Source organism: Agrobacterium pusense (assembly GCF_900102105.1).
Lineage (GTDB): Bacteria > Pseudomonadota > Alphaproteobacteria > Rhizobiales > Rhizobiaceae > Agrobacterium > Agrobacterium pusense.
Window position 1 is genome coordinate 51,170 of the sequence record NZ_FNBB01000016.1, and the last position, 12,860, is coordinate 64,029.

The 12,860-nt window shown below is 60.0% G+C and carries 10 protein-coding genes; all 10 read right to left on the bottom strand.

Annotated features, from left to right (window positions below; translation table 11 throughout):
- Nucleotides 1-49: 49 nt before the first annotated feature.
- The 10 genes from BLU28_RS24090 to BLU28_RS24135 all read right to left on the bottom strand — a co-directional run bounded on the left by BLU28_RS24090 (nt 50) and on the right by BLU28_RS24135 (nt 12,761).
- The gene (locus BLU28_RS24090; RefSeq protein ID WP_004437278.1) at nt 50-1,771 is read right to left on the bottom strand and encodes an ABC transporter substrate-binding protein; all 1,722 of its coding nucleotides are present in this window, start codon (nt 1,769-1,771) and stop codon (nt 50-52) included.
- 73 nt (nt 1,772-1,844) lie between these two features.
- Nucleotides 1,845-2,138, bottom strand: a complete 294-nt coding sequence (locus tag BLU28_RS24095; RefSeq protein ID WP_004437276.1) for a DUF2160 domain-containing protein — start codon at nt 2,136-2,138, stop codon at nt 1,845-1,847.
- 2 nt (nt 2,139-2,140) lie between these two features.
- A complete protein-coding gene (locus tag BLU28_RS24100) occupies nt 2,141-3,064 on the bottom strand; it encodes a carbohydrate ABC transporter permease (protein ID WP_022563296.1) in 924 nt (307 codons plus the stop codon).
- 3 nt (nt 3,065-3,067) lie between these two features.
- Nucleotides 3,068-3,934 carry a carbohydrate ABC transporter permease gene (locus BLU28_RS24105; protein WP_004437268.1) on the bottom strand — a complete coding sequence of 289 codons (867 nt, stop codon included), beginning with the start codon at nt 3,932-3,934 and terminating at the stop codon, nt 3,068-3,070.
- Between the two features lie 2 nt (nt 3,935-3,936).
- Nucleotides 3,937-5,007, bottom strand: coding sequence for an ABC transporter ATP-binding protein (locus BLU28_RS24110; protein ID WP_022563294.1), 1,071 nt, complete (start codon nt 5,005-5,007; stop codon nt 3,937-3,939).
- 12 nt (nt 5,008-5,019) lie between these two features.
- A complete protein-coding gene (locus tag BLU28_RS24115; protein WP_077987508.1) occupies nt 5,020-6,090 on the bottom strand; it encodes an ABC transporter ATP-binding protein in 1,071 nt (356 codons plus the stop codon).
- A 36-nt stretch (nt 6,091-6,126) separates the two neighbouring features.
- Entirely contained in the window at nt 6,127-7,650 is a 1,524-nt protein-coding gene (locus tag BLU28_RS24120; protein ID WP_022563293.1) for a glycerol-3-phosphate dehydrogenase, read from the bottom strand.
- A gap of 108 nt (nt 7,651-7,758) precedes the next feature.
- Complete coding sequence (locus tag BLU28_RS24125) at nt 7,759-8,532, bottom strand: DeoR/GlpR family DNA-binding transcription regulator (RefSeq protein ID WP_006699927.1); 774 nt, start codon at nt 8,530-8,532, stop codon at nt 7,759-7,761.
- A gap of 142 nt (nt 8,533-8,674) precedes the next feature.
- The gene (cysG, locus tag BLU28_RS24130; RefSeq protein ID WP_034500303.1) at nt 8,675-10,141 is read right to left on the bottom strand and encodes a siroheme synthase CysG; all 1,467 of its coding nucleotides are present in this window, start codon (nt 10,139-10,141) and stop codon (nt 8,675-8,677) included.
- Complete coding sequence (locus BLU28_RS24135; RefSeq protein WP_022563291.1) at nt 10,113-12,761, bottom strand: nitrate reductase; 2,649 nt, start codon at nt 12,759-12,761, stop codon at nt 10,113-10,115. The genes cysG and BLU28_RS24135 overlap by 29 nt, the downstream gene beginning before the upstream one ends.
- Between the last annotated feature and the right edge of the window lie 99 nt (nt 12,762-12,860).

A 12,860-nucleotide genomic window follows, 5' to 3' on the forward strand; every position in this document is an offset into this window, starting at 1 on the left:
GCAATGACGGGGCGGCAGAGCCGCCCCGATTTAAGATTTTATGCAGACATCACTTCTGCCAGCTTTTCACCAGTTCGTCGTAATTGACGGTGACCGGCTTTTCCTTTTCGTTGGCGATCTTCAGCTGCGGCGCGAGATTGCCCTTCGAAACGGCGTCCTTGTTCCAGTATTCGATATCATGCTCTTCCGCCAGCTTCGGGCCGATATCGCCCTGCACGCCAGCACGTTCCAGGCGGCTCATGACCTTTTCCTGTTCAGCGCAGAGCGAGTCCATGGCAGCCTGTGCGGTCTTGGCACCCGACGACGCATCGCCGATTGCCTGCCACCAGAGCTGCGCCAACTTTGGATAATCAGGAACGTTGGTGCCGGTCGGCGACCACTGAACGCGGGCCGGCGAGCGATAGAACTCGACAAGACCACCGAGTTTGGAAGCCCGGTCCGTGAAGCTCTTGTGATGGATGGTGCTGTCACGAATGAAGGTGAGACCGACATGGCTCTTCTTCACATCCACGGTCTTTGAGGTCACGAACTGCGCATAGAGCCATGCGGCCTTGGCGCGGTCGTCTGGCGTGGATTTCATCAACGTCCAGGAACCCACATCCTGATAACCGAGCTTCATGCCGTCCTTCCAGTAGACGCCATGCGGCGAGGGTGCGACGCGCCATTTCGGCGAACCGTCCTCGTTCACCACAGGCAGGCCGGGCTTGGCCATGTCGGCAGTAAAGGCCGTGTACCAGAAGATCTGCTGGGCGATGTTGCCCTGTGCCGGCACCGGTCCTGACTCGGAGAAGGTCATGCCCTGCGCTTCCGGCGGCGCATATTTCTTCAGCCATTCGAGATATTTCTCGATGGAATAGACCGAAGCGGGACCATTGGTATCACCACCGCGCGCCACGCAGGAGCCGACCGGCTGCGACTTGTCATTGACCTTGATGCCCCATTCATCGACCGGCAGGCCGTTTGGCAGGCCCTTGTCGCCATTGCCGGCCATGGAGAGCCAGGCATCGGTGAAGCGCCAGCCGAGCGAGGGGTCCTTCTTGCCGTAGTCCATATGGCCGAAGACCTTCTTGCCGCCGACGTCGCGGCCGGTGAAGAATTCGGCGATGTCCTCATAGGCCGACCAGTTGACGGGAACGCCGAGGTCGTAGCCGTACTTGGCCTTGAAGTCCGCTTTGTTCTTGTCGTCGTTGAACCAGTCGTAACGGAACCAGTAGAGGTTCGCGAACTGCTGGTCGGGAAGCTGGTAGAGCTTCTTGTCCGGTGCCGTCGTGAACGCGCTGCCGATGAAGTCCTTGAGGTCGAGACCGGGATTGGTGACATCCTTGCCTTCATTGGCCATGAAGTCCGTCAGGTTGCGCACCTGCTGGTAACGCCAATGGGTGCCGATGAGGTCGCTGTCGTTGACCCAGCCATCGTAAAGGTTCTGGCCGGTCTGCATCTGTGTCTGGATCTTTTCGACAACGTCACCTTCCTGGATAAGGTCGTGCGTCACCTTGATGCCGGTAATGGCGGTAAATGCAGGCGCCAGAACCTTTGATTCATATTCATGCGTGGTCAGGGATTCGGATACGACCTTGATCTCCATGCCCGCGAAAGGCTTCGCGGCATCAATGAACCATTGCACTTCCTTTTCCTGCTCTGCACGGGAAAGCGCCGACATGTCGCCGATTTCCTTGTCCAGAAACTGCTTTGCTTCCTCCATTCCGGCAAAAGCCGAACCTGTCATTGCCAGCAGCATGGCTGCCGTCGTCGTCATCAGATGCCGTCGCATATCAGTCCTCCCAAGGGTTGCGATTGCATGAAGTCTGCGAGATGCGGTTTCCTCCGCCGCATCTTTTCCTGCTCTAGACAAAACGGAAAACGCCAACGGCGTAGACCACGGATAGAGCGAGAGCCCACCACAGGTTCGGGCCGACCAGCCCGAGCCATGCGAGATGAATGAAGGCGCTGCCAAGCAGCGAGATGAACAGCCTGTCACCACGCGTCGTTTCGAAGCGCAACAGGCCGAAGCGGGGATTGCCGCCGGGCGAGAGACGTTCCCAGAACCACATGCCGACCAGCAAAACCGCGATGGTGCCGAAAAAGGCCGCCGTCTGCCACGTCCACGCCATCCAGGTAAAATCGGGCATCTTCGTCATGGTCAAACCCTTCCCAGCGCAAAGCCTTTGGCGATGTAATTGCGCACGAACCAGATCACCAGAGCGCCGGGTATCAGCGTCAACACGCCGGCAGCGGCAAGCAGGCCCCAGTCCATGCCGGCGGCAGACACGGTGCGCGTCATCGTCGCGGCAATCGGCTTGGCGTCCGTCGTCGTCAGCGTACGGGCGATCAGAAGCTCGACCCACGAGAACATGAAGCTGAAGAAGCAGGCGACGCCGATGCCGGAAGCGATGAGCGGCATGAAGATCTTCACGAAGAATTTCGGGAAGGAGTAGCCGTCAATGTAGGCGGTCTCGTCGATTTCCTTCGGCACGCCGGACATGAAACCTTCGAGAATCCAAACCGCCAGCGGCACGTTGAACAGGCAATGCGCGAGCGCCACCGCAATATGCGTGTCGATCAGCCCGAAAGCGGAATAGAGCTGGAAGAACGGCAGCGCAAAGACCGCCGGTGGCGCCATGCGGTTGGTCAAAAGCCAGAAGAACAGGTGCTTGTCGCCGAGAAAACGGTAACGCGAAAAGGCATAGGCCGCTGGCAGCGCGACAGCCACCGAGATCACCATGTTCATGACGACATAAATGATCGAATTGATATAGCCGGAATACCAGGATGAATCGGTGAAGATCGTCCTGTAGTTCTGCAACGTCGGCTGATGCGGATAGAGCGTCATGGAAGAGACGATTTCCGCATTCGTCTTGAAGCTCATATTGATAAGCCAGTAGATCGGCACGAGCAGAAGCAGGATGTAGATGGTCGGCACCAGCCAGGAAAACCGGGATGGCCCGTGATGGCGGCGTGAGCGCGCCCTTGCGGCAAAGCTGGGTCTTGCCGACGTGGCAACGCCCGACGAGCCGGAGACCAAGCCGTTACGTTCCACGCCGGTCGTGACATTGGAGGCGCTCATGACTCAGGTCTCCGCGTCGTGGCTGGTCATCACGGTATAGAACACCCACGATAACAGCAGGATGATGAGGAAGTAGATCAGCGACATGGCCGCTGCCGGGCCGAGGTCGAACTGGCCAAGTGCCATCTTCACGAGATCTATGGACAGGAAGGTTGTGGAATTGCCCGGGCCGCCGCCGGTGACGACGAAGGGTTCGGTATAGATCATGAAACTGTCCATGAAGCGCAGCAGGAAGGCGATCAGCAGCACCCGTTTCATCTTCGGCAGCTGGATGAACCGGAACACCGCAAAACGCGACGCGCCATCGATCCTTGCCGCCTGATAATAGGCGTCAGGAATGGAAACCAGGCTGGCATAACACAGAAGCACGACAAGGCTCGTCCAATGCCACACATCCATGATGACGACGGTAATCCAGGCATCGACGGGATCGTTGACATAGTTGTAGTCGAGCCCGAGCTGATTGGCGTAATAACCGAGAAGTCCGATATCGCTGCGCCCGAAGACCTGCCAGATCGTGCCCACCACATTCCACGGCACCAGCAACGGCAGTGCCATGGTGACGAGGCAGATCGGCACGCCGATGCCGGATTTCGGCATTTTGAGTGCGATGAAGATGCCGAGCGGAATTTCAATCGCGAGGATGATGCCGGAGAATAGCAGGTTGCGCCCCAGCGCATCCCAGAACCGGTCCGACGCCAGGATTTCCTCGAACCATTGCGTTCCCGCCCAGAAGAACTGGTTGTTGCCGAAGGTGTCCTGCACCGAATAATTCACGACGGTCATCAGCGGAATGACGGCGGAGAAGGCGACCAGCACCAGCACCGGCAGCACCATGAACCATGCCTTGTTGTTCCAGCTTTTTTCCATGGTCAGGCCCCCATCTTTACACGCCAGGAATCGGCGAAAACACCGATGGCGGCCGGGTCGAAGCGCACACCGGCCTCCGCCGGGATTTCCTCGTCTTCCGCAACGACGATCGCGAGTTTCTGGCCGGCGAACCGGGCACGCACGATCTTCTGCCGGCCGATGTCCTCGACCTTATCGACAGTGATGGGCATGCCGCCGCGCTCCAGCCGGACGAATTCCGGGCGGATGCCGATTTCGATGCGCTGCCCCGATGCGATCGTCGGCGCACCTGCCAGCGGCACACCAAGACCGCCGACTACAGCCGTCGTCCCCTCGATATTGGCGGGCAGAACATTCATGCCCGGCGAGCCGATAAAATAACCGACAAATGTATGCCCCGGCCGCTCGAAAAGCTCAGCCGGCGTGCCGATCTGGACAATCTGGCCGTCATACATCACCACCACCTTGTCGGCGAAGGTCAGCGCTTCGGTCTGGTCATGGGTGACGTAGACCATGGTAAAACCGGACTGGCGATGCAGGCGCTTCAGCTGCGAGCGCAGCACCCATTTCATATGCGGATCGATGACCGTCAGCGGCTCATCAAAGAGAATGGCGTTGACGTCGGAGCGTACGAGGCCGCGCGCCAGCGAGATCTTCTGCTTCTGGTCCGCCGTCAACCCGCGGGCCCTGCGTTTGGCCATACCGGAGAGGTCGGTCATCTCAAGGATTTCCCGCACGCGGCGGTCGACCTCGGCCTCCGGCACATGCCGGTTGCGCAGCGGAAAAGCAAGATTGTCGTAAACTGTCATCGTGTCGTAAACGACCGGGAACTGGAACACTTGGGCGATATTGCGATCTTCAGTCGCAAAATCCGTGACGTCTGTTCCGTCGAACGCGATGCGGCCTTCGGAGGGGCGCAGCAGGCCAGAAATGATGTTGAGCAGCGTGGTCTTACCACAACCGGAGGGACCGAGAAGTGCATAGGCCCCGCCATCCTCCCATTCGTGATGAACCTCCTTCAGCGCATAATCGCCGGCAGCCTGCGCCTTGGCGTTATAGGCGTGGCGGATATGATCGAGCGTGATACGTGCCATGACCGATCCCCCTTACGCCGCTTCGCCGATGGCGCGGCCATTTGCGTCGAATGCCATCAGGTGGCTTGTATCGAGAAACAGCTCGATATCCCTGTCCGGTTCGATGTCGTGAATGCCATGCGCCAGCATGACCCAGCGTCGGCCCGAAAATTCCACATGCACGAAGCTTTCCGACCCGGCGATTTCCGAGATCAGCGTCCGCGCCCGTATGGATTGCCGTGCTTCACCCTTCGCCTGCGGGAAAAGATGATGCGGCTGGAAAGCGATGGTCAAAGGTCCATCCGGCACGGTGGCAAGGTACGCCGGCACCGCGACAACGGCGCGATCAGCACGGGTAAAGGCTCCACCCGTCTTGATGACCTCGATGGTGTTGAGCGGCGGGTCGGCGAAAATTTCCGCCGTCACAATATCCACCGGGCGCCGGTAAACCTCGATGGTGCGACTGAACTGGGTTACCCTGCCCTCGTTGAGCGTTGCCGTATTGCCGCCCAACAGCAGCGCCTCTGACGGCTCTGTGGTGGCATAAACAAAGATCGCGCCCGACTCCGCGAAAATGCGCGGCAGCTCCTCGCGCAATTCTTCGCGCAGCTTGTAATCGAGATTGGCCAACGGCTCATCGAGCAGCACCAGAGTGGCGTTCTTGACGATGGCGCGGGCAAGTGCCGTGCGCTGCTGCTGGCCGCCGGAAAGATTGAGCGGCGTACGGTCGAGATAGGGTGTAAGCCTCAGAAGCTCCGCGGCTTTTCTCACTTCCCGGTCGATGGTTGCCTGATCCTTGCCCGCAACCCGCATCGGCGAGGCAATGTTTTCGTAAACGCTGAGCGCCGGATAGTTGATGAACTGTTGGTACACCATGGCGACATTGCGCTTCTGGACCGGCCAGCCGGTCACATCCTCGCCGTTGACCAGGATCGAGCCGCTGCTTGGCTTGTCCAGCCCCGCCATAAGCCGCATGAGCGACGTCTTGCCCGAAAGCGTCGGTCCAAGCAGAACGTTCAGGCTTCCGCGCTGCAACGTCAGATCCGTGGGATGAATATGATAGTCACCGCCCACCATCTTCGAGACATTTCGCAATTCAAGCATGGTGATCCAAAGCCTCCTCCGCTTTTGTCCGGATCGTCAGATTGCCTTCAATCGTCCACCTGCAATGTCATCGATGTAGTCCTCCAACCCACGCACCTCGTCGGGGGTCAAAAACAGCCCCTGCTTGGTACGGCGCCACAGAATATCCTCCGCCGTCAGCGCCCATTCCCGCGCCATCAGCCAGCGAACTTCAGCTTCGTAGAGCGTGCCGCCGAAATACCGCCCAAGCGCCGGCGCGTCTGTCGCATTGCCTATCATCGCCGCCACATCGGTGCCGTAGCAGCGGACAAGCCGCTCCGCATGACGCTTTTCCAGGAAGGGATAACGCGATAGCAGCGCAGAAACCTCCGCAGCATAAGCTTCTACATTGAAATTTCCGCCCGGCAGATGAGAACCCGCTGTCCATGGGGCTCCCTTTGTTCCCAGCGCATCGCCGATCTTTTCAAGAGCATGTTCGGCGAGTCGCCGATAAGTGGTGAGCTTGCCGCCGAAAATATTGAGAAGTGGTGCCTCGCCGTCGGTCCCCTCGGTCTTCAAGACATAATCACGCGTCGCCTCCTGCGCTTTTGACGCGCCGTCATCAAAAAGCGGCCGCACCCCGGAATATGTCCAGACGATATCGGACGGCTTCACCGGTTCGGCAAAATATTCACTCGCCGCGCTGCAGAGATAGCTGATTTCCTCGTCGCTGATCTTAACAGCCCGGGGGTCACCGGTATAGTCGCGATCCGTCGTGCCGATCAGGGTGAAATCCTGTTCGTAAGGGATGGCGAAAATGATGCGGCCATCCGGATTCTGAAAGAAGTAGGCGCGCGGATCGGAGAACTTCTTGCGCACGATGATATGGCTGCCCTGGACGAGGCGAACATTGTGAACGTTGTTTTTTCCGAAGGTCGCCGACAGAACCCTGTCGACCCATGGACCGGCGGCATTCACCAACATCCGCGCCCGGTGGACCTGCGTTTCTCCGGCGGCATTTCTCGTCTCGACCCGCCAGAACGCGCCGTCGCGCCGCGCGGAAACCACCTGCGTCCGATTGAGGATCAACGCGCCACGGTCAGCGGCATCACGGGCGTTCAGCACGACCAGGCGGGCGTCATCGACCCATCCGTCGGAATATTCGAAAGCCCGGGCGAAAATCGGTTTCAAAGGCTTTCCGGCCGGATCACGGCGCAGATCGAGCGAGCGGGTGGCGGGCAGAAGCTTGCGGCCGCCAAGATGATCGTAAAGGAAGAGCCCGAGACGCACGAGCCACGCCGGACGCACACCGCCCTTCTGGAAGGGCAGCACGAAACGCATGGGCCAGATGATATGAGGCGCCATCGCCCACAGAACCTCGCGTTCCATCAGTGCTTCGCGCACCAGACGAAACTCGTAATGTTCGAGATAACGCAGGCCGCCATGAATGAGCTTGGTTGCAGCAGACGACGTACCGGAGGCGAAATCGTTCATTTCCGCAAGTGCGACGGAATAGCCCCTGCCGACGGCGTCGCGCGCAATGCCGCAGCCATTGATACCGCCGCCGATCACGAAAATATCGTGAATTGCCTCGTCAGACATGCACCCTCCCGCGCTTTCATCGACGCTCTCCTCATCGATATATTGAAAGCACGACCATCTAATTCGAAGACAAAACGAATGTCAAACGAAATTCCGACAGCCCGTGGATCAGGTGCCGCGGGCCTCCGTCTCGATCAGCCGGACATCATGATCGGCGCAGATACCGCGGATGGAATCAATCGGACAATGATCGGTGATGAAGGTATGAACCTGCGAAAGATGGCCGATGCGGACAGGGGCCGTCCGTTCGAATTTGAGCGAATCCGATACCAGAATCACATGGCGCGCGTTGGAGATGATTGCCTGCGCAACCTTGACCTCGCGGAAATCGAAATCCAGCAGGGCGCCGTCCTCATCGATGGCGGACACGCCGATGACGGCGAAATCCACTTTGAACTGGCGAATGAAATCCACGGCCGCTTCCCCGACAATGCCGCCATCGGAGCCGCGCACGACACCACCGGCAATCACCACCTCAATACCCGGAAAAACGCGTAACCTGTTGGCAACATTTATATTATTCGTGATGACCATCAGTTCGTGATGATCCGCCAGCGCTTCGCCCACCGCCTCCGTGGTCGTGCCGATGTTGATGAAAAGCGACGAATTGTTGGGAATGAGAGCGGCGGCAGCGGCCCCGATCGCCTGCTTTTCCACGGAAGCAATCGCCCGCCGAGCCTCGTATTTGACATTTTCATTGCCGCTTGGAAAAAGCGCGCCGCCGTGGATGCGGGTCAGAACACGGGTATCGCAGAGGTCGTTCAGGTCCTTGCGGATCGTCTGAGGGGTGACGGAAAACCGAGATGCCAGCTCGTCGACCAGCACTCGCCCGTTCGCTTTCGCCAGCGCGACGATTTCATCCTGACGCGGTGTGAGCAACATTTCGCCCTCCCTCCTCTTTCAATTTTTTCGTTTTATTGAAGAGCGAACAAAAAACCAATGTCAAGGCATGGTTTAGGCCGACCGTGGGTGGCCGCGTCGACGTCGTGTGTCAAAAATTTGCGCCGGGGCGGCGCGTGGTCCGTCATCGAGCTATCAGAACGGGCGGAAGGATCTCCTTTGCATCCATCAAGGACAGCGCCGGGGAAGCGGCGCGGAACGCATCGCCAATGCCGATCAGAACGGGCTCGTTTACCCCCAGCCGCTCGATTGCCGCAGACAGTTGCGTGAGTGGGCCGCGCCAGCGCTGCTCATTCGCCCGGGTGACGGAAACCACGACGGCAACGGGCGTCGAGGCGTCCATGCCGTGGGCGAGCAAGGAGGACTGGATTGCCGCCGCGGTTCGCCCGCCCATGTAAAAAACCGTGGTTACGGCGGGGTCGGCAAGCGATGTCCAGTCAATATTCTCCGGCAGCTTTCCCTGACGGGAATGGCCGGTGATGAAGCGCACCGACTGGGCGTGGTCGCGATGGGTCAGGGAAATGCCGAGGCGGGAGGCCATGGCGCTTGCCGCGGTGATACCGGGCACGACATCGACGGGAATGTTTTCAGCCGCCAGCGCGGCGATCTCCTCACCGGCGCGCCCGAAAATCATCGGATCGCCGGATTTCAGGCGCACCACCCTTTTTCCCGCCTTTGCAAGCCGGATCATCATGTCGTTGATATCTTCCTGCCTGCAGCTTTCGCGGCCGCCGCGCTTGCCAACCAGCATGCGCTTGGCCTCCCGCCGCGCCAGCTCCAGCACCTCGGCTGAGACAAGATCGTCAAACAGGATGACATCTGCCGCCTGCAGGGCGCGCACCGCTTTCAGCGTCAGAAGTTCGGCGTCTCCAGGGCCGGCGCCCACAAGCGTCACCCGCCCCCCAACCTCGCAAGCCTGCATTCCGGTAGCCGTCAGCAATCGTTCTTCGCTGTCTTCGTCCAGCCTTTCGGTAAAGGCCCGATCGACGAATTTCTCCCAGAACAGCCGCCGGGACGGACCTGGCGTCAGCCGCAGGTTAACCCGCTCACGGATGGTCCGGGCAAGCGCGCCCCAATCCCTGAGCGAGTGCGGCAGCAATGTCTCAATGCGCCGACGGATGGCCTGAGCCAGAATAGGTGCTGCGCCATCGGTGGAGATCGAGACGACCACTGGCGAGCGATTGACGATGGAGCCGAACTGGAACTGGCAGAATTCCGGCTTGTCGATGACGTTGACGGGAACACCCGCTGCCCGCGCAGCGGCATGAAAGGCTGCCGCCTCCGTATCCGTTTCGCAATCCGCCAGCGCCAGTTCCGCATTGGCGAATATGCCACTATGCCAGCGCATGGCATGGAAATGCAGGCGAGTGCTTCTGGCAACGAGCCCTGCAAATGTCTCGGACAGGTCACCCCTCTCACAAAAGACATGCAATTCCGCGCCGCAGGCCAGCAACAGCTCCGCCTTCCAGGCGGCCCCATCCGATCCGCCCGCCAGCACCACGCGCTTGCCCTCAAGCCCCCAGAAAACCGGCAGCTTGGCGAGTTTCTCCATACGGGCCGGTTCATTCCGCTGCGGTTTTAAGGCATCCATTGATGACCCCCTTGATTTCGGCGCGGCACGAGCCGCAATTGGTGCCGGCATTCAACACCTTGCCGATGGCTTCGACGCTATGGCAGCCATCCCGGACTGCGGCCGTGATCTGGTTGACGCCGACATTGAAGCAAGAGCAGACCGTGGCCCCCGGATCGGGACGGCCGGCTCCCGGGCGACCGGCGATCAGCGCAAACCGCATTCGCAGATCCTCATGGCGCTCGGTCAATTGTAAAATCGCCCAGTTGCGGGCAACAGCCACCGGCCGCCTTGCGATGAACAGCGCCGCCAGCAGTATATCGCCATCGAAAAAGGCAAGGCGCAGATCGCCAGTTTGCCGGTCGCTATAACCCAGCGGCTCGATCCCGGCGTCGATGCCGAAGACCTGTCGTGCCCAGAGCATCCAGTCCTGCGGCTCTTCCGCAAAGGCAAGCTCCATGCGATAGCCGCCATCCGCCTTTGCAATCGCCCAATAGGCGCAGTCCGGCGCATCGGGCCGGGTGCGGGAAATGGCGAAACCGTAAGCCTTCGCTTCGAAACGTCTTGCCCTCACGCCCGTGTTTTTCGAGGCGGGCTGGCCGGAATAAGGGTCCGTGACCGGGGCCACAACCATATCGATCCGCGCCAGCGAGGCGAACTGGTCGTTCCAGTGCATCGGCGCGAACACCGACCCGCGCGCCTGCCTTTCGCTGATCAACGCCCGCAGCAGAACCTTACCATGTGGACTTTCCAGCTCTACCAGATCGGCGCTTTCAATGCCCAGCGCCTGCGCATCGCGCGGGTGAAGCTCGGCGAATGGCTCGGCGATATGGGCGGTAAGGCGTGCGCTTTTGCCGGTGCGGGTCATGGTATGCCACTGGTCGCGAATGCGCCCGGTATTCAGCGTCAGCGGATAGTCCGCCGACGTTCTGTCCACCTCCGGCAAGGCTGTGACGATGAACCGTGCCTTGCCATCGGCGTGATAAAACCGGCCATCTTCAAAGAAACGCGTCGTGCCGGCGTCGCCTGCCTGCGGTCTTGGCCATTGGAGGGGCGCCATCCCGTCATAGACTTTCGGGTCGACGCCACTGATGTCGAAATCGCGACTGCCCAGATTTTCGAAGCCAGACAGAGCCGCATGTTCGGCGAAAATCTCCGACGCGTGCCGGAAGGCAAAGGCTGCGCCGAAACCCATGCGCCGGCCCACTTCCGCCATCTGCCACCAGTCCGCCTTCGCTTCACCGGGTGTATCGAGAAAACCGCGCTGGCGGGAAATGCGCCGCTCGGAATTGGTGACCGTGCCGTCTTTTTCCCCCCAGCCAAGCGATGGCAGAAGCACATGGGCATGGCGCGCCGTATCGGTCTTTGCCATGACATCGGACACCACGACGAATGGACAGGCCTTGATGGCCGCTTCGACGGCACCGGCGTCAGGCATGGACACCACTGGATTGGTTGCCATGATCCACAGCGCCTTGATGCGGCCATCGGCCACGGCCCGAAACATATCAACGGCCTTGAGGCCGGGTTTTTCCGCAATGGCAGGCGAGGCCCAGAAGCGCTGCACGCGATCACGATCCCCGGCACTTTCGATGGCCATATGGGCGGCCAGCATGTTGGCCAGCCCGCCGACCTCGCGCCCGCCCATGGCGTTCGGCTGACCGGTGAGCGAAAACGGTCCCATGCCGGGCCTGCCGATGCGACCGGTCGCAAGGTGGCAATTGATGATAGCGTTGACCTTGTCGGTGCCGCTTTGCGACTGGTTGACGCCCTGGCTGTAACAGGTGACGGTTTTTTCGGTGCGTTCGAACAATTCGTAAAAGGGAATCAGTTCGGCAATCGTCAGCCCGGTGGCCTCAGCGATATCAGGCAGGCTATGTTCGGTTGCTGCCTGCATCGCAGCATCAAAACCGACCGTGTGATCTTCCACAAAGGCGTGATCGACTGCAGGACTACCGGAAAGATGCGCCAGCAGGCCGGTAAACAAGGCCACGTCTCCATCCGGGCGGATGGCGAGGTGCATATCGGCAATATCGGCGCTCATCGTGCGACGCGGATCGATGACAACGACTTTCATTTCCGGCCGTGCCGCCTTTGCCGCCGCTAGCCTCTGGTAGAGGACGGGATGGCACCAGGCGAGATTTGAACCGGTGAGGATCACCAGATCGGCAAGCTCCATATCCTCATAGGTGCCCGGCACCGTATCGGCCCCGAAGGCGCGGCGATGGCCGGCGACCGAGGACGACATGCAGAGCCTTGAGTTGGTATCGATATTGGCCGAACCGATGAAACCCTTCATCAGCTTGTTGGCGAGGTAATAATCCTCGGTCAGCAATTGGCCGGAGACGTAAAAGGCAACCGAATCCGGGCCATGTTCGGCAATGGTGTCGGAGAAGCGGGAAGCGACGAGATCAAGCGCTTCGTCCCATGTTGCCCGCTTGCCATTGATCTCAGGGTGAAGAATGCGTCCTTCAAGGTCGATGGTTTCGGCGAGAGCCGAGCCCTTGGAGCACAGCCGGCCGAAATTGGCGGGGTGGTCCTGATCGCCTCTGATGGAAACGATGCCATCGTCGTTGACGGTGGCGATGACGCCGCAGCCGACGCCGCAATAGGGACAGGTGGTTTTGGTTTCAACGGGCATGGGTTTGCCCTCTCAGCGTGTGGCGGTTACGCCGCCTCAACGTGTGGCGCTTACCCCCCTCTGCCCTGCCGGGCATCTCCCCCTCAAGGGGGGAGATCA